The sequence below is a fragment of the Rhodopseudomonas faecalis genome (assembly GCF_003217325.1).
Taxonomy (GTDB): Bacteria; Pseudomonadota; Alphaproteobacteria; order Rhizobiales; family Xanthobacteraceae; genus Rhodopseudomonas; species Rhodopseudomonas faecalis.
Window position 1 is genome coordinate 73,246 of sequence record NZ_QJTI01000006.1, and the last position, 19,329, is coordinate 92,574.

16 protein-coding genes are annotated in these 19,329 nt (G+C 64.3%); 11 read left to right on the top strand and 5 right to left on the bottom strand.

Features of this window, described 5'->3' with window-relative positions; all coding sequences use genetic code 11:
- The first annotated feature begins 238 nt into the window (after window positions 1-238).
- On the top strand, window positions 239-3,439 hold the full coding sequence (locus tag BJ122_RS06915; RefSeq protein WP_110780376.1) for an Rne/Rng family ribonuclease: 3,201 nt from the start codon (window positions 239-241) through the stop codon (window positions 3,437-3,439).
- 333 nt (window positions 3,440-3,772) lie between these two features.
- Here the strand turns inward: BJ122_RS06915 and BJ122_RS06920 are convergent, their stop codons facing one another.
- The 3 genes from BJ122_RS06920 to BJ122_RS06930 form a co-directional block, all read right to left on the bottom strand.
- Window positions 3,773-5,107: a dicarboxylate/amino acid:cation symporter gene (locus BJ122_RS06920; RefSeq protein ID WP_110780377.1), complete on the bottom strand. Its 1,335-nt coding sequence runs from the start codon at window positions 5,105-5,107 to the stop codon at window positions 3,773-3,775.
- Window positions 5,108-5,227: 120 nt separating this feature from the next.
- On the bottom strand, window positions 5,228-5,791 hold the full coding sequence (locus BJ122_RS06925) for a biotin transporter BioY (RefSeq protein ID WP_110780458.1): 564 nt from the start codon (window positions 5,789-5,791) through the stop codon (window positions 5,228-5,230).
- Between the two features lie 155 nt (window positions 5,792-5,946).
- Window positions 5,947-7,149 (bottom strand): pyridoxal phosphate-dependent aminotransferase, encoded by a 1,203-nt coding sequence (locus BJ122_RS06930; RefSeq protein ID WP_110780378.1) that lies wholly within the window; start codon window positions 7,147-7,149, stop codon window positions 5,947-5,949.
- 106 nt (window positions 7,150-7,255) lie between these two features.
- Here BJ122_RS06930 and BJ122_RS06935 point away from each other — a divergent pair, with 106 nt between their 5' ends.
- Together BJ122_RS06935 and BJ122_RS06940 are read left to right on the top strand one after the other, a co-directional pair.
- Window positions 7,256-8,665, top strand: a complete 1,410-nt coding sequence (locus BJ122_RS06935; RefSeq protein WP_103010727.1) for a M48 family metalloprotease — start codon at window positions 7,256-7,258, stop codon at window positions 8,663-8,665.
- A gap of 233 nt (window positions 8,666-8,898) precedes the next feature.
- Complete coding sequence (locus tag BJ122_RS06940; RefSeq protein ID WP_110780379.1) at window positions 8,899-9,666, top strand: DsbA family protein; 768 nt, start codon at window positions 8,899-8,901, stop codon at window positions 9,664-9,666.
- Between the two features lie 165 nt (window positions 9,667-9,831).
- Here BJ122_RS06940 and BJ122_RS06945 read toward each other — a convergent pair whose 3' ends face one another.
- Window positions 9,832-10,059: a hypothetical protein gene (locus BJ122_RS06945; RefSeq protein ID WP_027277036.1), complete on the bottom strand. Its 228-nt coding sequence runs from the start codon at window positions 10,057-10,059 to the stop codon at window positions 9,832-9,834.
- A gap of 255 nt (window positions 10,060-10,314) precedes the next feature.
- Here BJ122_RS06945 and BJ122_RS06950 point away from each other — a divergent pair, with 255 nt between their 5' ends.
- The 8 genes from BJ122_RS06950 to aat all read left to right on the top strand — a co-directional run bounded on the left by BJ122_RS06950 (window position 10,315) and on the right by aat (window position 18,233).
- On the top strand, window positions 10,315-11,064 hold the full coding sequence (locus BJ122_RS06950) for a DUF1236 domain-containing protein (protein WP_110780380.1): 750 nt from the start codon (window positions 10,315-10,317) through the stop codon (window positions 11,062-11,064).
- Between the two features lie 679 nt (window positions 11,065-11,743).
- Window positions 11,744-12,199: a type II 3-dehydroquinate dehydratase gene (gene aroQ / locus BJ122_RS06955; protein ID WP_110780381.1), complete on the top strand. Its 456-nt coding sequence runs from the start codon at window positions 11,744-11,746 to the stop codon at window positions 12,197-12,199.
- 35 nt (window positions 12,200-12,234) lie between these two features.
- Window positions 12,235-12,714 (top strand): acetyl-CoA carboxylase biotin carboxyl carrier protein, encoded by a 480-nt coding sequence (gene accB, locus BJ122_RS06960; RefSeq protein WP_110780382.1) that lies wholly within the window; start codon window positions 12,235-12,237, stop codon window positions 12,712-12,714.
- 99 nt (window positions 12,715-12,813) lie between these two features.
- On the top strand, window positions 12,814-14,169 hold the full coding sequence (accC, locus tag BJ122_RS06965) for an acetyl-CoA carboxylase biotin carboxylase subunit (RefSeq protein ID WP_110780383.1): 1,356 nt from the start codon (window positions 12,814-12,816) through the stop codon (window positions 14,167-14,169).
- Window positions 14,170-14,387: 218 nt separating this feature from the next.
- Complete coding sequence (locus BJ122_RS06970) at window positions 14,388-15,908, top strand: sensor histidine kinase (RefSeq protein ID WP_110780384.1); 1,521 nt, start codon at window positions 14,388-14,390, stop codon at window positions 15,906-15,908.
- The gene (locus tag BJ122_RS06975; protein ID WP_110780385.1) at window positions 15,905-16,345 is read left to right on the top strand and encodes a response regulator; all 441 of its coding nucleotides are present in this window, start codon (window positions 15,905-15,907) and stop codon (window positions 16,343-16,345) included. The genes BJ122_RS06970 and BJ122_RS06975 overlap by 4 nt, the downstream gene beginning before the upstream one ends.
- Window positions 16,342-17,454: a sensor histidine kinase gene (locus BJ122_RS06980; RefSeq protein WP_110780386.1), complete on the top strand. Its 1,113-nt coding sequence runs from the start codon at window positions 16,342-16,344 to the stop codon at window positions 17,452-17,454. Before BJ122_RS06975 ends, BJ122_RS06980 begins: the two co-directional genes overlap by 4 nt.
- Window positions 17,455-17,537: 83 nt before the next feature.
- Entirely contained in the window at window positions 17,538-18,233 is a 696-nt protein-coding gene (gene aat, locus BJ122_RS06985) for a leucyl/phenylalanyl-tRNA--protein transferase (RefSeq protein ID WP_110780387.1), read from the top strand.
- A gap of 67 nt (window positions 18,234-18,300) precedes the next feature.
- On the opposite strand, the gene BJ122_RS06990 is transcribed toward aat, so the two are convergent.
- Window positions 18,301-19,233, bottom strand: coding sequence for a DUF2155 domain-containing protein (locus tag BJ122_RS06990; RefSeq protein ID WP_110780459.1), 933 nt, complete (start codon window positions 19,231-19,233; stop codon window positions 18,301-18,303).
- Between the last annotated feature and the right edge of the window lie 96 nt (window positions 19,234-19,329).

The following is a 19,329-nucleotide window of genomic DNA, read 5'->3' on the forward strand; positions in this document are numbered from 1 at the left end:
CAGACGGGCCGACGCTTGATGCGCCAGACTGTGTTGCCGACCAAGACCCACGACAAGGACGCGCCGCTGCGAGGCAATAGCTTCGCGCGCTGCGGCGCCCCGGGTCTTCAAGCGGCGCAGCGCTCCGGGTTGCGCTTCGGCCTTTCCTTCACCCCCGAATCAGGTGGACCGTTGCATTGTCCGGCCGCGCCACGTGCGCGGGCCGAGTTGCGCGTCATCCGCCGCCATGAGTCCTCCAATGGCCAACAAAATGCTGATCGATGCCACCCACCCGGAAGAGACCCGGGTGGTCGTGGTCCGCGGCAACCGCGTCGAAGAGTTTGATTTCGAGACCGCCCAACGCAAACAACTGCGCGGCAACATCTATCTGGCGAAGGTCACCCGCGTTGAACCCTCGCTGCAGGCCGCCTTCATCGAATATGGCGGTAATCGCCACGGCTTCCTGGCCTTTAGCGAAATCCATCCGGACTATTACCAGATCCCGATGGCGGACCGTCAGGCGCTGATCGAGGCCGACGAACGCGCCCATCGCGAGGAAGAAGAAGAGAGCGAAAGCCGCTCCAATCGCCGCCGCTCCCGGCATCGCAATTCGCGCCGTCGCGGCAATGGCGAGCGCGTGCAGAGCGAGATCATCGAAGGCGCGCCGCTTGATGCCGAAACGTTGGAGCCGGTCTTTGTTGAAGGCGGCGAGCACGGCGAAGCGTCCGAGCCGAGCGCGGATGACGCGCATGAGCTGGCTGCGGTCGCCGACCAGCACGATGCCGATCACCACGAGGATGCCCACCACGACCAGGACGGCGGCCAGCACGACGAGCCGCAGCCGCACGCGGTAGCCTCGACCGAGCTGCTGCCCGCGGTCGATTATGCGCCGCACCATCAGCCGTTCGCCCATGACGAGCCGGCCGCGCCGCAAGGCAGCGCCGAAGCCGCGCCGATCGCTCCGGAACAGCCCGCCGCTGTTGCATCCGACGCGCTTGCACCGGTGCTTCCCGAAACGGAAGCCGAACAGACCGGCTATGCCGAGGATGCGCCGTTCCCGATCGATCAAACCGCTGTCGCCAGCGAAGCCGGCGCCGATGAGTCGCACGCCGACCATGACGATCATGGCGACGACGACGACGACGATGAGGACGGCGACGACGATGCCGAGGACTCCGAAGAGGACGTCGTCGAGTCGGTCGGCGGCGACGACGTGCTCGAAGAAGTGCCCGAGCGCGCGTTCCGTCCGCGCCGCCAGTACAAGATTCAGGAAGTCATCAAGCGCCGCCAGGTGATGCTGGTGCAGGTGGTCAAGGAAGAACGCGGCAACAAGGGTGCGGCGCTCACCACCTATCTGTCGCTGGCCGGCCGCTATGCCGTGCTGATGCCGAACACCGCGCGCGGCGGCGGCATCAGCCGCAAGATCACCTCGGCGCAGGATCGCTCGCGCCTCAAGGAAGTGGTGCAGGATCTCGACGTGCCGGAGGGCATGGGCATCATCCTGCGTACCGCCGGTGCCTCGCGCACCAAGCAGGAAATCAAGCGCGACTTCGAATATCTGATCCGGATGTGGGAAACCGTGCGCGACATGACGCTGCGCTCGCAGGCCCCGACCCTGGTCTATGAGGAAGGCTCGCTGATCAAGCGCTCGCTGCGCGATCTCTACAACAAGGAGATCGACGAAATTCAGGTGGCGGGTGAAGCCGGCTACCGCGAAGCGCGCGACTTCATGCACATGCTGATGCCGTCCAATGTGCGCGCGGTGAAGCTGTATCGCGACGCCCAGCCGCTGTTCTCGCGCATGGGCGTGGAAAGCCAGCTCGACGCGATGTTCTCGCCGACCGTGCAACTGCGCTCCGGCGGCTACATCGTCATCAACCAGACCGAAGCGCTGGTCGCGATCGACGTCAACTCGGGCCGCTCGACCCGCGAACATCACATCGAAGACACCGCGCTGAAGACCAATCTCGAAGCGGCCGAGGAAGTGGCGCGCCAGCTGCGCTTACGCGATCTCGCCGGCCTGATCGTGATCGACTTCATCGACATGGAGGAGAAGCGCAACAACCGTGCGGTTGAGCGCAAGCTCAGCGAATGTCTGCGCCAGGATCGCGCCCGCATCCAGATCGGCCGCATCTCGCATTTCGGTCTGCTGGAAATGTCGCGCCAGCGCATCCGTGCCAGCGTGCTGGAAAGCTCGACCGAGCCCTGCCCGCATTGCGGCGGCTCCGGCCATCTGCGTTCGGTGTCGTCGGTGGCGCTGCAATTGCTGCGCGGCCTGGAAGAAATCCTGATGAAGGGCGCGACCCACAATCTGGTGGTCCGCACCCGCACCGACGTTGCGCTCTATGTGCTCAACCACAAGCGCGGCCATCTGCGCGATCTGGAGAGCAGCTTTAAGGTCTCGCTGTTCGTCAACGCCGATCCGACCGTGACCGGTCAGCAGTCCTATGTGATCGATCGCGGCGACCAGGTGCACACGCTGGAAGCCGCCAAGGCCACGCTGGCCGCGCAGCTCGCCGCCGTGCCAGCCGACGACGGCTTTGAGGACGACGACTACGAGTTCGAAGCCGAGATCGAAACCGACGAGACCATCGGCCTTGCGGACGAAGCCGGTGCGACCGACGCCGACGGTGACGGCGAAGGCCGCAGCAAGCGCAAGCGTCGGCGCCGTCGTCGGCCGCGGTCGGCGGAAGCGCGCGAAGGCGCTCAGCCGCAGGACGACGATTTCCCGATCGCGCCGCTCAACACCGTCGAAGTCGTGGAATCCGATGAAAGCGGCGACGAGGCCGCCGAGGAAAGCGAAGGCGAAAGCGAAGGCGACACCCGCGCCGATCAGAACGGCGAAGGCGAGCGTCGTCCGCGGCGCCGTGGCCGCCGCGGTGGACGGCGTCGTCGTGGCACTGGCTCGGGCAATGGCGAGGACGCACTGGCGCTGGGCGGCGACGACGAGGCCGCTGGCGACGATCAGGACCTCAATGGCGACACGCCGCAGGCCGACGACACCGACAGCGATCAGGACGACGTGACCGAAGCTCCGTCCGTTGCCGCGCAGCAGCCCGACGACCAGCCGAAGCTGAATGGCGCCGCGCCGCAGGAGCCGCAGCCGGTCGAAGCGCGGGTTGTTGAAGCGCCGTCGGCCGAGGCCCAGCCCGAAGCCGCGCAGGCCGACGAGGGCAGCGAAGCCAACGGTCACGACTCCAAGCCGGCCCGCCGTCGCTCGACGGTGCGCGAGAAGGTCAGCTTCGCTTCGGCACCGGCTGTGGCCGAGCCGCAGCTTGCGATCGATGCCCCGACCGCGCCGGCTGAGCCGAGCGTCGAGGCTGCTGTGGCTCAGGCTCCTGAAGTGACCGCCGAACCGGTCGCTCCGTCCGCGGACACCACTGAGCAGCCCCCTGCTCCGCAGCCCGTGCAGCCGCGCCGCATCGGCTGGTGGTCACGCCGCTTTGGTGGCGGCCAGTAACCGGGCCAACAACTGATACGAAAAAGCCGTCCGGCATCACCGGGCGGCTTTTTTGTTGGTCGATCGAAAAGCGTCGATGGAGTGAGTTTGAGCTTATACTAGCGGCGATTGATGCCAACCGATCCGCACGTCATGGCCGGGCTCGTCCCGGCCATCCACGTCTTTGATCTTGCAGCGATTTTAAGACGTGGATACCCGCGACAAGCGCGGGTATGACGGTCAATGATACGACCCGATGGTATTAGTCGCACGCGCCATCAGTTGCGGCGGGGCGCTCGGTTAGAGCTCTGGTTCTGATGGGGCAGAACCAAAGCTCTAACTTGAAGTTGGTCATCAGCCGGTGGTCACCGCGGTTTCGACATCGGACGGATCGACGGTGCGGTTCAACGCCGCCTTGAGCTTGTTGCGATCCAGCTCGCCCTCCCACCACGACACGAACACGGTGGCGATGCCGTTGCCGGTGATGTTGGTGAGCGCCCGCACCTCGCTCATGAACTTGTCGACCGAAAATACGATCGCCATGCCCGGCACCAGCGCCGGATTGACCACCGAGAGCGTCGCGGCCAGCGTGACGAAGCCGGCGCCGGTGACGCCGCTGGCGCCCTTCGAGGTCAGCATTGCCACCACGAAAATGGTGAACTGCTCACCCCAGGTCAGATCGACGCCGAGCGCCTGCGCGATGAACAGCGTGGCCAGCGTCATATAGATGTTGGTGCCGTCGAGATTGAAGGAATAGCCGGTCGGCACCACCAGGCCGACCACCGACTTCGAACAGCCGAGCCGCTCGAGCTTTTCCATCAATTGCGGCAGCGCGCTTTCCGAGGACGAGGTGCCGAGCACGATCAACAGCTCGTCCTTGATGTAGCCGAGGAACTTGAAGATGTTGAAGCCGATCACGCGAGCGATCAGCCCCAGCACCAGGAACACGAACAGCGCCGCGGTGATGTAAAACACTGCGATCAAACCGATCAGATTGCCGAGCGCCGCCGGACCGAATTTGCCGATCGTGTAAGCCATCGCGCCGAACGCGCCGATCGGCGCCGCCTTCATCACGATGGCGATCACGCCAAACACGGCGTGCGCACAATCGTCGATCACATCGCGCACGCGATGACCGCGCTCGCCGAGCGTCATCAGCGCGAAGCCGAACAGGATCGCAAACAGCAGCACCTGCAGAATGTCGCCTTTGGCAAAAGCGCCGACTACGCTGTCGGGAATGATGTTGAGCACGAAATCGACGGACTTCTGCGTTTCCGCCTGCTTCAGATATTTGACGACCGCGCCGGCATCGCCGGTGGCGCCGAGCCCCTGCCCGATCGGAATGAGATTGCCAACCACAAGGCCGATCAGCAGCGCAAACGACGACACCACTTCGAAATAAAGTAGCGCCTTGATGCCGACCCGGCCGACCTTGCTGGCGTCCTGAATATGCGCAATGCCCGACACCACCGTGCAGAAGATGATCGGCGCGATCACCATCTTGATCAGCTTGATGAAGCCGTCGCCGAGCGCCTTCACCCATTCGTTGGTGGCAAGATCGGGCCACAGCCAGCCCATGAGCACGCCGATGATGATCGCAATCAGCACCTGAACGTACAGAACCTTGTACCAAGGCTTCGATTTGCTTCGGCGCATCGTACCCATGGCATTGATCTGTGTGGTCGACATGGCGATCACTCCATCCGCTCGCAGAATGTGCCTGTCGTTGTCACGTCGGGTACCGTGCCGACCACGGGCAATACGGTCAGCCCAGTCATTGCAAAGCTTGAGCGGCGGCGAAGGCCGCGATCACCGATGACGGCGATCGAGCCCACGTCGGATAGTTGGCAGCAGAAAGGCTCCCAGCGCGTTCTTGATCAGCGCGCCGCCGAGAAATGGCAGGACGCCGACCAGCCAGGCGCGTTCGGCCTCAAACTCAAGACCGTAAGCAAGCCAGGCAAAGCCGAGCGCGAAAATGATGAAATGACCGATCGCCATCACGGCAAACAGCCGCAGCATGGTGCGATCCTCGCCGCGTTCGGCGAGCCAGCCGACCACAAAGGCGGCGGCGACAAAGCCGGCGAGATAGCCACCGCTCGGCCCGATGAGCACAGCAAGACCAGCTGTTGGTCCCGCAAACACCGGCAGGCCGATCGCCCCTTCAGCCACATAGACGAGCACGGTGGCCGCGCCCAAGCGCGCGCCATAGACGGCGCCGATCAGCAGCACCATCAACGACTGCAACGTCATTGGTACCAGCGGCAATGGCAGATTGGCCTTGGCCGAGACCGACAGCAGCGCGGTGCCGAACACGATCAGAACAGCAAGACGCAACCAGTTGGGGAATTGCTCTGCGCGCTGCGGCCAGAGCATCGCCGCAAGCGCGACGTGCCCGCGCGAGCATCGCGGCGCTGAAAGGCTGATCGGCAAACGAATTTCTCCGGAAGGAATTATTCGCAGCCGGCTATAGCGACGAAATGCCGCTCAGATCAAGCTTGGAATCGCCCGACCATGTACAATCGTAGTGATTAACGTCCGAGCCAGCGGCCGATACGCGCCACCGCCTCGCGCATGTCGTCCGCAGAGCGCGCATACGAGAACCGTATGAAGTGCCGGCCACGCACCGGATCGAAATCCGCCCCTGGCGTTGCCGCCACCCGCGCCTCGGCCAACATTCGCTGGGCGAACTCAGCACTATCTGACGTGAACTTTGACACGTCGGCATACAGATAGAACGCGCCATCGGCCGGCAGGAATTCAGTCAGGCCCGCCTGCGGCAAGCCGTTGATCAGAATTTCGCGGTTGAGTTGATAGCCACGCTTGACCGCCTCCATTTCCTCGCGACCTTCAAAGGCCGCGGCGGCTGCGATCTGCGACAGCGTCGGCACCGAGATCGCAAGATTTTGGTGCAGACGCTCGATCGGCCGCACCAAGGCGTCGGGCACCACCATCCAGCCGACGCGCCAGCCGGTCATGCAGAAGTATTTTGAAAACGAGTTGATCACCACCGCATGCGGCGACATTTCCGCCGCACTGACCGCCGGAAATGCGTAATCGAGGCCGTGATAGATCTCATCGGAAATGAACTTGATGCCCTCGCGCTCGGCGACCGCGATCAGATCGGCCAGCGCTTCGCGCGTCATCATCGTGCCGGTCGGATTGCCAGGACTGGCGACCAGCACGCCCTTGAGCGGCGCCTGGCGATGCGCGGCCAGCAGCGCCTCGCCGGTCAAGGCGTAGCGGGTGTCGGCGTGGGTCTCGATCTCGACCGGCACGCAGCCCAGCGCCTTGAGGATATGGCGATAGGGCGGATAGCCCGGCACGGTGACCGCGACCCGATCGCCCGGTTCGAACATGGCCAGAAATGCCAGCACAAACGCCGCCGATGATCCGGTGGTGACCACCACGCGCTCGGCCGGCACGTTGCAGCGATAGACGTCCTGATAGTGCTGCGCGATCCGCGTCCGCAGCGGCGCAATGCCGAGCGCCGACGTATAATCGATGCGGTTCTGATCGAGCGCGGCGTGCGCGGCGGCGATCGCGGCGCGCGGCGCCGGCGCTGCCGGTTGTCCGACCTCGCAATGGATCACATGACCGCCGGCGGCTTCGATGCGCTCGGCCGCGGCCATCACATCCATCACCATGAATGGCGGAACATCGCTGCGCGCCGATGGCGCCAGCAGCCGTGCGAGCGTTTCGCGATTGTGGTCGGTGGTGGTCGCATCCAGCATCGGAATCTGCTATCTCCGGGTGTCTTCGCCGGGCCGGGTGGGCCCGCCGCTGTGCCGCCCCATTCGGCGGCATGCTAGGGCATATCCCGCAAATGAACCGTGGCCAATGACGAAACTGCAAAGCTCCCATCGCGCCCCCTTGCGCCGACTGCTGGGCCAATTGGTGGCATGCGTGGTCACGGTCGCCATGGCGCTGCCGCCGCTGCCGGCCAAGGCACAGGGCCCCGGCCCGCGGCTGCTGCGCGACACCGAAATCGAGCAATTGCTGCGCGACTATACTAGGCCGCTGCTGCGCACCGCGGGGCTCGAGAAGCACAATATTCAGGTCGCAATCATCAACGATCCGAGCTTCAACGCTTTCGTCGCTGACGGCCGCCGAATTTTTGTCAATTACGGCGCGCTGATGCAGTCGCAAACCCCGAACCAGCTGATCGGGGTGCTGGCGCACGAGACCGGGCATCTGGCCGGCGGCCATCTGTCAAAACTGCGCGAGCAATTGGCGCAGGCTCAGACCCAGATGATCGTCGCGATGCTGCTCGGGGTCGGCGCCATGGTCGCCGGCTCCAAGACCGGCCCGAACAGCTCTGGCAGCAATATCGGCATGGCCGCGCTCAGCGCGCCGCAGGAGATGATCCGCCGCAACCTGTTGTCCTATCAGCGCCAGCAGGAGGAAAACGCCGACCGCGCCGGCGTCAAATTCCTGACCGCCACCGGCCAATCGCCGCGCGGCATGTATGAGACTTTTCAGCGCTTCAGCAGCGAAAGCCTGTTCGCCGCGCGCGGCGCCGATCCCTATGCGCAGTCGCACCCGATGCCGGCCGAGCGCGTGCGCGCGCTGGAAGAACTGGCGCGTTCCAGCGCGTTCTGGGACAAGAAGGACGACCCGGCGCTGCAACTGCGCCACGACATGATGCGCGCCAAAACTTCCGGCTTCATGGAAAAGCCCGATACGGTGTCGCGGCGCTATCCGCCCTCCAATGACAGCCTGCCGGCACGCTATGCCCGCGCCATCAGCACCTATCTGCATGGCGATTTGCGCTCGGCGCTGAGCCAGATCGATGCGCTGATCCAGGCTCAACCCAACAATCCCTATTTCCACGAGCTGCGCGGCCAGGCGCTGCTGGAAGGCGCGCGGCCGGCCGAAGCAATCCCGTCGCTGCGCAAGGCGGTGCAACTGTCCGGCGGCGCGCCGCTGATCGAAATGCTGCTCGGTCAGGCGATGGTGGCGAGCAACAACCCGGCCTCGACCGACGAAGCGATCCGGCTGCTGCGCAACGCGCTGGCGCGCGAGAACGAGGCGCCGCTCGGCTACTCGCAGCTCGCGATGGCCTATGGCCGCAAGGGCGACTATGCCCAGGCCGACCTTGCCGCAGCGCAAGCGGCGTTTTTGCGCGGTGACAACAAGACCGCACGCGAACTGGCCGCCCGCGCCAAAACCCGGTTCCCGGTGGGATCGCCGGGCTGGGTCAAAGCCGACGACATCGTCGCCGCCAAGCCGCCGGGCTCTGACAAATAGCGCCGCTGCCCCCAGCCGGCGATCAGGCGGACCAAGCGCCGCGGCGATGGCGGCGCTCCGGCTCTGTCAAGGAGCCCTCCGTTTGTGATAGGGATCGGCCCGAACTCGCCTGTCGACCATGCCCGGGGCTGTGCGCCTCCTGCCGAGGGCGTATGCCGGTTCACATTGCGTCCATGGAGCCGCATCGTCGCGGCTCATTCGCCAATCGAGCAATTCCCAAAAGGATTTCGCCCATGTCCGCCGCCCGCTTCGCCGCTCCTGCCCTGCTCGCATTCGCGCTTGGCGCCATGCCCGCGCTCGCCAGCGAGCCGAGTTTTAGTGATGCCCAGCGCAAGGAGATCGAATCGATCGTGCGCGGCTATCTGCTGTCGCACCCCGAAGTGCTGGAAGAAGTGTCGGCCGAGCTGAACAAGCGCCAGGCGCTCGCCGAGGCCGAGAAGCACAAGGCGGCGATCGCCGAAAACGCCGACACGATCTTCAATTCGCCGCGCGGCGTCACGATCGGCAACCGCGCCGGCGACGTCACCATGGTCGAGTTCTTCGACTACAATTGCGGTTACTGCAAACGCGCCATGCTCGACATGATGGAGCTGCTCAAGGCCGATCCGAAGCTGAAGGTGGTGCTGAAAGAATTCCCGGTGCTGGGGCCGACCTCGATGGAAGCCGCGCAAGTGGCGATCGCGGTGCGCATGCAGGACCCGACCGGCCAAAAATATCTCGACTTCCACCAAAAACTGCTGAACGGCCGCGGCCAGGCCGACAAGGCGCGCTCGATGGCCGCCGCCAAGGATGCCGGCCTCGACATGGCGCGGCTGGAAAAGGACATGGCGAGCCCGGAAGTGCGCGCCACCATCGAAGAAAATTTTAAGCTCGCCGAAGCGATGGGCATGAACGGCACGCCGAGCTACGTGATCGGCAACCAGGTGGTGATCGGCGCAGTCGGCCACTCGACGCTGCGCGAGAAGATCAACATCGCGCGCTGCGGCAAGCCGTCCTGCTAATCACTCGAGTCTGATCTGGCCCACACGAACACGTACGGCGGGTTAGCGCGACGCGCGTAACCCGCCAGCCTTGTCGATTTGACGCCATGTGACGGCGGATGACGCTTCGCTCATCCGCCATACGGGCTACGGGCGCAAAGGGCTGCCCGCCGATCAGGACCGGGCCTATGGATGCGGCGTGGCGGCAGGCCGTTCGCATTCGCTGACATGCAGCCGGTCGGCATGCAGCGACCAATGATCGAGCCGCTCGGACTCGCAAAACCGCTTCTTGGCCTTTTCGCAGGCCTCGCCGCTGTTGTCGGCCTCGACTTCAACGAAGCTCTGGCAGACCTCGGATTGCCGGCCATTCTCCCCAAGGATCTCCTTGAAGAATTTTACGATGTAGAGCGCCATGACCGTGCTCCTGAACCCAGCCGGGTACCACCGGGATTAAGAGTGTCACAGAACTATCGCATAGAGGTCACGACATCGCCACGGCGAACTCTGTGGTTTCGCTGAATAGTGACTACAGCCGCGGGGTTCGGCATCTGATTTCGCCCGGCGCAGGCGGCGTTCAGAAAACAAAATTGCCAGCACTCTCGGAACTCCGGAACGGCCGTCGCTGGTTGTCGTTTGTTCCGCGGGCAGTGCAAACGCGAGGAGAGTGCAATGAATCGTTTCCTGATTTCCGCCGCAGCCGTTGCGATGTTCGCCAGCAGCGGCGTGGTCCACGCCCAGGGAACGGGTGGCGGATCGATGGGTGGGAGTGGTGGCGCCGCCCAGCAGAGCGGCAGCCCATCGTCTCAGGGCGGCGCCAGCTCGCCGAGCAGCCGCGACAGCCTCGGAACCAGTAAGGGTGCCGAGTCGGGCCGCGGATCAGAGCCCGGCATGAAATCGAGCGACTCGATGCGGGATGGTTCTAGATCCAGCCAGACCACCGGCCAAAGCACCGGCAAGGATGGCGATCGGGACCGCGGCCAGCGCGCTCAGGACGGTTCGCAATCCAACATGAAGTCGGATCGCAACAGCACCAAGTCTGACAGCACCAAGTCGGACAAGGACATGCGTTCCAGCGACCGGATGCGCGATGACAATCGCAACGCCGCCGAGCAACGGGGCGATGACGACAGCCGGTCCACCACCACCGGGCAAGCCGGCGGCGGCGCCAAGCTATCGGCCGATCAGCGCACCCGGATCACCACCGTGATCAAGCAGCAGCGGGTCGAGCCGGCCACCAACGTCAACTTCAACATCGCGATCGGCACAAGGGTGCCGCGAGAGGTGCGCTTCCATCCGCTGCCCTCGGAGATCATCACGATCTATCCCGATTGGCGCGGCTATGAGTTCTTCCTGGCCCGCGGTGAGATCATCGTGGTCAATCCGCGCACCATGGAGATCGTGGCGGTGCTGCCCGCCTGACGGGGCCCTTTGCCGGGCAGCCGCGCCCTGCCCCGAGCCCGACCCGGCCTTTCAACGACCTGCACCTCGCCCGCCGCAGTCCGGCGGGCGAGGTTTTGATTCCCGTGACAAGGAATGATCCGCACCAGCGCTCGACACTGCGCTCGCCTTCCGCATGTTACCGTCAGCTCCCCGTCGGCAAGCCGCCAACAGCCTGCATCAGACATTGTCCGGTGCGGCAGGACCACGAAGCCAAGCTGTAAGCTGATGTTCCGGCGGGTTTTCCTGGCGCGGCCCGGCCTTTTACGCAGGGGATAAGCCATAGACTAAAGGTCAGACGTCCCGCGCCCCGGAAAAACCGGCAGCACGAGTTTTGTTGTTTTGCCAATCATCTGGCGGCAAGCCCAAACATGCAGATTTAACGGAACGGCTGCGGCTTTTGTCCCTGGGAGGCTTCCCCTTCGCCGCGAGGTTACATATAACGCGCAGGCAATGAGCGTGCCGGGTGTCCCTGCCCACTGATTGGACAGTGTGGCGCCCGTTCACAGCCTAGCCGCACTGGAAATCAAGATTTCTGGTCACCCTTTTGTGCCGACGCTCCCGGGTGAGCGACCCGAATTGATTGTCGGCCGAACGGTGGAACACCGGAGCTGCCTGCAACGGACCATCGCAGGATGACCAGAACCTGTTCGGGATTGAGATGCCAAAGACCATCTATGTGCTGAACGGCCCGAACCTCAATCTGCTTGGGCTCCGCGAGCCGGAGGTCTATGGACACGCCACGCTGGCGGATGTCGAAAAACTCTGCGTCGAAACGGCGGCCAGCTTCGGCCTCTCCGTCGATTGCCGGCAGTCCAACCACGAAGGCGACCTGATCGATTTCATTCACGACGCCCGCGCCAACGGTGCGGTCGGGATCGTGATCAACCCCGGCGGCTACACTCATACCTCAGTCGCGTTGCACGACGCGGTCGCAGCCGTTCAGCTGCCGACCATCGAAGTGCATATCAGCAACATCCACGCCCGCGAAAGTTTCCGCCACCAGTCCTTCATTGCGAAGGCCGCATTCGCCAGCCTGTGTGGCTTCGGTATCGATGGATACCGGCTGGCGATCAGCGGTCTCGCTGCAAAACTCGGTTTCAGCGCAACAGCCTGACGCCTTCCCTTCACCTCGAAAGTTTGGATCGACCTATGGCCCGCCAGCCTGAAGATACCCCCGCCGCAAAGACCAAGGCTGCCGATGACAGCGTGCTGATTCGCGAACTGGCACTGCTGCTCGAAGAGACCAATCTGACCGAGATCGAGATCGAGCGTTCAGGACTGCGGCTGCGCGTGGCCCGCAACGTCACCGTCGCGGCGACCATGCCGGCGATGGCGGCCAATTATGCACCGGCCGCCGCTGCGGCGCCGGCTGCTCCGGCCGATGTCAGCAAGCATCCGGGCATGGTGCCGTCGCCGATGGTCGGCACCGTCTATGTCGCGCCCTCGCCCGGCGCCAAGCCGTTTATCGAGGTCGGCAGCCGGGTCAGCGCCGGTGACACGCTGTTCATCGTGGAGGCGATGAAGACCATGAATCAGATCCCGTCGCCGCGCGCCGGCACGGTGACCCAGATTCTGGTCGAAGACGGCCAGCCGGTGGAATTCGGCGAACCGCTGGTGGTCATCGAGTAGCAAGCGGGGTTTTGGAGTAGCGGCGCTGGTTAGCGCTCAAAGCCACTGCTCCTGGTCGCGCCTCGCCCTCCTCATTCTCATTGCGCAGTCTGGAACGCCATGTTCGACAAGATCCTGATAGCCAATCGCGGCGAAATCGCGCTGCGCATTTTGCGGGCCTGCAAGGAGCTCGGCATCGCCACCGTGGCGGTGCATTCCACCGCAGACGCTGACGCGATGCACGTCCGGCTCGCCGACGAAAGCGTCTGCATCGGCCCGCCGCAGTCCAAGGACAGCTACCTCAACATCCCGGCGCTGCTGGCGGCCTGCGAGATCACCGGCGCCGATGCCGTCCATCCCGGCTACGGCTTCCTGTCGGAAAACGCCCGGTTTGCCGAAATCCTGGCCGACCATAATCTGCAGTTCATCGGACCGAAGGCCGAGCACATCCGGCTGATGGGCGACAAGATCGAAGCCAAGAAAACCGCCAAGCGGCTCGGCATCCCGGTGGTGCCGGGCTCCGACGGCGGGGTCGGCCCCGACGACGACGCGATGGCGATCGCGCGCGAGATCGGCTTTCCGGTGCTGGTCAAGGCGGCAGCCGGCGGCGGCGGCCGCGGCATGAAGGTGGCGCACACCGAGGCCGACCTGCAATTTGCGCTGTCGACCGCGGCCACCGAAGCCAAGGCGGCGTTTGGCGACGCCTCGGTCTATCTGGAAAAGTACCTGACCAAACCGCGCCACATCGAAATCCAGATTCTGGGCGATGGCCGCGGCGGCGCGATCCATCTCGGCGAACGCGACTGCTCGCTGCAGCGGCGCCATCAGAAGGTCTGGGAAGAAGGTCCCTCGCCGATCCTCTCCCCGGAAGCGCGCGCCCGCATCGGCGGCATCTGCGCCAAGGCGATGCAGGATATGCAGTATCTCGGCGTCGGCACCATCGAGTTTCTCTATGAAGACGGCGAGTTCTACTTCATCGAGATGAACACCCGTATTCAGGTCGAGCATCCGGTCACCGAAATGATCACCGGCATCGATCTGGTACTGGAGCAGATCCGGGTGGCGGCTGGCGGCGACCTGCCGGCGACCCAGGACGAGATCGTCTTGACCGGCCACGCCATCGAATGCCGCGTCAACGCCGAAAACCCGGTGACCTTCCGGCCCTCGCCGGGCCGCATCCAGCGTTACCACCCGCCCGGCGGGCTCGGGGTGCGCATCGATTCGGCGGTGTATCAGGGCTACATGATCCCGCCCTATTACGACTCGATGGTCGGCAAGCTGATCGTGCACGGCAAGACTCGCGCCGAGTGCCTGATGCGGCTGCGCCGCTCGCTCGACGAGATGGTGGTGGACGGCATCGAAACCACGCTGCCGCTGTTCCGGGCGCTGGTGCGCGAGCCGAATATCATCGACGGCGACTACCACATTCACTGGCTCGAACATTACCTGGCTACAGGCGAGACCAAGAACAGCTAAGACAAGAACAGCTAAGACAAAGGCGGCTCCGAGCAATCAGAGCCGCCTTTATTTTATCGAGACAGGTCTGGCGGACGCCTGCCCCGCGACGCCCCATGGCGCGGCCCGATTGGCTGCCCGGACGGGAACCGAAGCCTGCGGTCCGCGTTAGTCCCGGCTCGTGGTGTGAGCGGGGGCAATGTGGAATTGACGTGCAGAGTCAGTCACGAGGCGACGCGATGACGCCTAATCGCGGACGCTGGTTGCAGGTAGCGCTGCTGTCGGCGGCCTTTGTGGTGTTGGTGGCGATTAGTCTGGCCTCCATTTATTGGCTGAACCGCGCGCGCGATGATGCGGCGTGGGTCGCCCATACGCTCGAAGTGGAGAACAACATCTCGCTGGCGCTGGTTCAGATCCGGCGCGCGGAGAGCGCCGAGCGCGGCTATCTGCTGACCGATCAAAAGGAGTTCCTCGACGAATTCGAGGAAGCGGCCAGCGCGATCTTGCCGCGGCTGCAGACGCTGCAGCAGCAAATCCGCGACAATTCCCAGCAGCAACAGGCGCTGCGCGAGATCATGAGGCTGTCGGAAAATCGGCTGGACCAGTTCCGGCAGGTGCTGGAGCTCGGCAAGAACAAGAAGATCAGCGAAGCCACCGAACAGCTGCGCATCAGCGCCGGTCGCGAAACCATGAACCGGATTCGCGAACTGGCCGGCGAGATGCGCCGCGAGGAGCAGCGGCTGTTTCGGGAGCGCACGATCGCCGCAGATCGCAGTCAGTCGCTGGCCGCCGCCGTGACCACCTCAGGTGCCTGGCTGGTGGTGATCTTGGCCACCATCTCGATCGCGCTACTGCGCCGCTCGGCGAAAGCACGCGACGAGGCGGAGGCCAAATTGCTCGACGCCAATCTCAATCTGGAATCGATCGTGACCGAGCGCACCGCCGATCTGCGCGAGGCCAATGAGGAAATCCAGCGCTTCGCTTACATCGTCAGCCACGATCTGCGCTCGCCGCTGGTCAACATCATGGGCTTTACCAGCGAGCTGGAAGAACTGCGCAACGATATTTTTCGGCGTATTGAGACGCTGAGTCGCGATCCGGCCGCAGCGCCCATGCCCGAAACGGCCGACAGTGACAGCGATCCGCAGTTGTCGGAAACCGATCAGAAGCTGTCGCAGGACTTTTCCGAGGCGCTCGGCTTCATCAAGTCATCAATCGGCAAGATGGACCGGCTGATCACCGCGATTCTGGCGCTCAATCGCGAGGGCCGCCGCGAATTCCGGCCGGTGCGGATCGACACCCGCGAACTGATCGAAGGCATCGTCAGCACGGTCGCCCATCAGGCCGCCGAGGCCAATGCGCAGATCCGCGTCGAACCGCTGCCCGAGATCGTCAGCGACCGGCTGGCGCTCGAGCAGATCTTCTCCAACCTGATCGACAATGCGCTGAAATATCTGAAAGCCGGCGCGCCCGGCGATATCGCGATCCGCGGCCGGGAAAAACTCGGCTTTGCGATCTTTGAAATCCAGGACAATGGCCGCGGCATCGATCCCAAGGATCACCAGCGCATCTTCGAGCTGTTTCGCCGCGCCGGCCCGCAGGATCGGCCCGGTCAGGGCATCGGTCTTGCGCATGTCCGCGCCCTGGTGCGCCGCCTTGGCGGAACGATGTCGGTCGCGTCCACCTTGGGCAGAGGCTCGACTTTCACAATCACCCTGCCGACCAAATGGCTGGCAACATCTCGGGATACCTCTAAATGAGCAAACCTGTTACCATCATCATGATCGAGGACGACGAGGGCCACGCGCGCCTGATCGAGCGCAACATCCGGCGCTCCGGCGTCAACAATGAGATCGTGCCATTCACGAATGGGACGGCAGCGATCGACTATCTGTTTGGCGGCGATGGAACCGGTCTTCATCATAAGGGCCAAGCTTTGCTGATCCTGCTTGACCTTAATTTGCCCGATATGTCCGGCATCGATATCCTGCGCCGAGTCAAAGAGAACGATCATCTCAAGTGTTCTCCGGTGGTGGTGCTCACCACCACCGACGATGCCCAGGAGATCAAGCGCTGCTACGAATTCGGCTGCAACGTCTACATCACCAAGCCCGTGAACTATGAGAGCTTCGCCAACGCCATTCGCCAGCTAGGATTGTTTTTCTCCGTGATTCAGGTTCCGCAAGCCGTCGCATGACCGAAACAGCTCCGACGCTCCTCTATATCGATGACGACGAGGCGCTGGGGCAGCTCGTGATCCGCGGGCTGCAGCGGAGAGGCTATCAGGTCGAACATGCCACCGACGGCGAAACCGGCCTCGCCCGGCTGCGCCAAGGCGGCATCGACGTGGTGGCGCTCGACCAATACATGCCGGGACTCGACGGCCTGGAAACGCTGGAGCAGATCCAGCTCATTCCCGACCCGCCGCCGGTGGTGTTCGTCACGGCCTCGCAGGATTCGGCGATCGCGGTCACGGCCTTGAAGGCCGGCGCCGCCGATTACCTGGTGAAAGACACTATGGGCGATTTCGTGCCGCTGCTGCATGTCGCGGTCGAACAGGCGATCAAGCAGGCGCGGCTGCGCAAGGCGCGCGACGAAGCGGTCGCCGAGGTTCATGCGTCGCGCGACCGTTATGCGGCGCTGGCGGCCGAGCGCGAATTGCTGCTGCGCGAGGTCAATCACCGCGTCGGCAACTCGCTGCAAATCATCGCGTCGCTGCTCCATCTGCAAGCCTCGTCAACGCAGCAGGCCGATGTCAAAGCGGCGCTGACCAACGCCATGGGCCGGGTCGCCGCGGTCGCGCAGGTGCATCGCCGACTCTATACGTCGCAAGATCTCAACAGCGTGCTGCTCAATCAATATCTCGAAGCGCTGCTGGAAGACCTGCGCCGCTCGGCCGAGGGCAACCGGATGTCGCGGCTCACGCTGCACTCCGATCCGGTCGAGATCGATCCCGACCGCGCGGTCGCGATCGGCATCATCGTCAATGAGCTGATCATGAACGCGGTGAAATACGCCTATCCGGATGGCTCGGGGCCGATTCACGTTGCGTTGCGCGGCAACGGCAATGAGGTCGAACTGTCGATTGCCGATGACGGCGTGGGCCTCGCCGCAAAATGCCCCGACCCGCGCTCAACCGGGATGGGCCAGCGCATCGTCAGCGCGATGGCGAGCAAACTGGAAGCCAGCGTCGAACGCGACCCCAATCATGCAGGCACCCGGATGGTGCTGCGTTTCCAGCGCCAGAAGCCCCCTCCTCCCGATGTCAGCCGGGCGCCGCAGGGCGCGGCGCAGAACGCCGACTGATCCGGCCCACCAGCGACGATTGAGCGGCGATCAGCCACGGTATTCGGTATTCGCGGCCGGCGCCGGCCTTGTTAAGATGTGGAATGACCAGCCGCGATCCCTCCACTTCCGACATCACCCCGGAAATGCTGCTGCGCGCCTATACCTGCGGCATCTTTCCGATGGCAGAGAGCGTCGACGACCCGACGCTGTTCTGGGTGGAGCCGGAACAGCGCGGCATCATCCCGCTCGACGGCTTTCGGGTGGCGTCGCGGCTGGCGCGCACCGTGCGCTCCGATGTGTTCACCGTCACGGTCGACCAAGCATTTAGCGCGGTGATCGACGGCTGCGCCGAGCCGCAACCGGGCCGCGAGGGCACCTGGATCAATCGCCGGATTCGCGAGCTCTATATTGGGCTGTTCGAGATCGGCCACTGCCACAGCGTCGAGGTCTGGCAGGACAGCGATCTGGTCGGCGGACTATACGGCGTCAGCCTCGGCCGCGCGTTTTTTGGCGAGAGCATGTTCCACCGCGCCCGCGATGCCTCGAAAGTGGCGCTGGTGCATCTGGTGGCGCGGCTGCTTGCCGGCAATTTCGTGCTGCTCGATACCCAGTTCGTCACCGATCATTTGCGCAGTTTCGGCGCGATCGAAGTGCCGCGGCGACGTTATCGGGTGATGCTGGACGTCGCGCTCAAGGGCCAGGCCAACTTCGCGCAATTGCCGATCGCGCAGCCGGTTCTAGGGGCGCGGGCGCTGGAAATCATTGCCGCGACCCCTCCGCCGATCAAGCTGCGATAGCCTATCGCTCAGCGCGTTGCGGCTGGCCCGAAAGGGTGCCGAGCCGATGGCCGATCAGCCCTCAGGATCAGCGATAAGGAGGCGGATAGGCTGGTGCTTGCTGCGGCGGATAGACCTGCGGCTGCGGGCGCGGCTTGGGCGGCGCGCGCTTCTGGGCCGGCGGCGGCGGCGCGGGCTTCGGCTGTGCGTCGGCCTGGCCGGCGGCCACCGTGGTCTCCGGCGCTTTGCAGTCCGTCAGCCAGATATCGTAGATCGGGTGCTCGACGCCGTGCAAACCGGGGCTGGCCGCGAACATCCAACCCGAGAAGATCCGTTTCACCTCGCCTTGCAGCGTGATCTCATCGACCTCGACAAAGGCGTCGGTGTTGGCGGATTCGGTCGACGGCCGCGTGTAACAGGCGTCGGTCTTCACCCGCAGCGCACCGAACTGCACGATCTCGCCGATATCGACGTCGAAATTGATAATGCGGCCGGTGATCTTGTCGAGACCGGAGAACACCGCCTTCTTATTGACGATCTTCTGGGCCGGCGGCTCGGTCACCACCTCATCGCCCGGCTGCAACGTCGCCGGAACCGGCGGCGCGGTGGTTTTGGGCTGAGGCTGGGCAGCGCCGCTCGGCGCGGCGGCAACGCCAGGCGCTGGCGGCGGCACGGCGGCCGCAGGAGGCACCGCGGCATTAGGAGCTGTTTGCGGGGGCGGCAGCGCGGCGCCTGGCGGCGGCGGCAGCGGCTGCGATTGCACCGGGCCAGGCAGCGCGCTCTGTCCCTGCCCGTGCCCCGGCAACGGCCGGTTCGGGGTCGGCAACAGCCGGCCTTGCGGCGGCAAATCCGGCACCTCTTCCTCGTCTTCGTAAGCGCCACCGCGCGGCACATTGCCCGGCGGCCGCAGCGGCGGATCAGAGAAAATGGTGCCGATTTGAGCGTCAGCAGGTGTCGCCGATAGCATCATCGGCGCTGCCAACAGCGCGGCCAAACCAGCAATACCAAAAAATCGCAACATCTCGCGCGGCTCACAGCGACGAATCAAGGCTCGCGACATTGTACAGCCGTGATGAGGACTTCCCGGGCCGCTCGCGGCTTTTCCGTTAACACGCCG

Bases quoted from the DNA above. Each gene is read 5' to 3' on its own strand.
- BJ122_RS06970 (WP_110780384.1), top strand. From the start codon at position 14,388: ATGACGCCTAATCGCGGACGCTGGTTGCAGGTAGCGCTGCTGTCGGCG.
- aat (WP_110780387.1), top strand. From the start codon at position 17,538: ATGACCAGCCGCGATCCCTCCACTTCCGACATCACCCCGGAAATGCTG.
- BJ122_RS06990 (WP_110780459.1), bottom strand. From the start codon at position 19,233: ATGTTGCGATTTTTTGGTATTGCTGGTTTGGCCGCGCTGTTGGCAGCG.
- BJ122_RS06950 (WP_110780380.1), top strand. From the start codon at position 10,315: ATGAATCGTTTCCTGATTTCCGCCGCAGCCGTTGCGATGTTCGCCAGC.
- BJ122_RS06930 (WP_110780378.1), bottom strand. From the start codon at position 7,149: ATGCTGGATGCGACCACCACCGACCACAATCGCGAAACGCTCGCACGG.
- BJ122_RS06945 (WP_027277036.1), bottom strand. From the start codon at position 10,059: ATGGCGCTCTACATCGTAAAATTCTTCAAGGAGATCCTTGGGGAGAAT.
- BJ122_RS06975 (WP_110780385.1), top strand. From the start codon at position 15,905: ATGAGCAAACCTGTTACCATCATCATGATCGAGGACGACGAGGGCCAC.
- BJ122_RS06920 (WP_110780377.1), bottom strand. From the start codon at position 5,107: ATGTCGACCACACAGATCAATGCCATGGGTACGATGCGCCGAAGCAAA.
- accB (WP_110780382.1), top strand. From the start codon at position 12,235: ATGGCCCGCCAGCCTGAAGATACCCCCGCCGCAAAGACCAAGGCTGCC.
- aroQ (WP_110780381.1), top strand. From the start codon at position 11,744: ATGCCAAAGACCATCTATGTGCTGAACGGCCCGAACCTCAATCTGCTT.
- BJ122_RS06915 (WP_110780376.1), top strand. From the start codon at position 239: ATGGCCAACAAAATGCTGATCGATGCCACCCACCCGGAAGAGACCCGG.
- BJ122_RS06940 (WP_110780379.1), top strand. From the start codon at position 8,899: ATGTCCGCCGCCCGCTTCGCCGCTCCTGCCCTGCTCGCATTCGCGCTT.
- BJ122_RS06925 (WP_110780458.1), bottom strand. From the start codon at position 5,791: ATGCTCTGGCCGCAGCGCGCAGAGCAATTCCCCAACTGGTTGCGTCTT.
- BJ122_RS06935 (WP_103010727.1), top strand. From the start codon at position 7,256: ATGACGAAACTGCAAAGCTCCCATCGCGCCCCCTTGCGCCGACTGCTG.
- accC (WP_110780383.1), top strand. From the start codon at position 12,814: ATGTTCGACAAGATCCTGATAGCCAATCGCGGCGAAATCGCGCTGCGC.
- BJ122_RS06980 (WP_110780386.1), top strand. From the start codon at position 16,342: ATGACCGAAACAGCTCCGACGCTCCTCTATATCGATGACGACGAGGCG.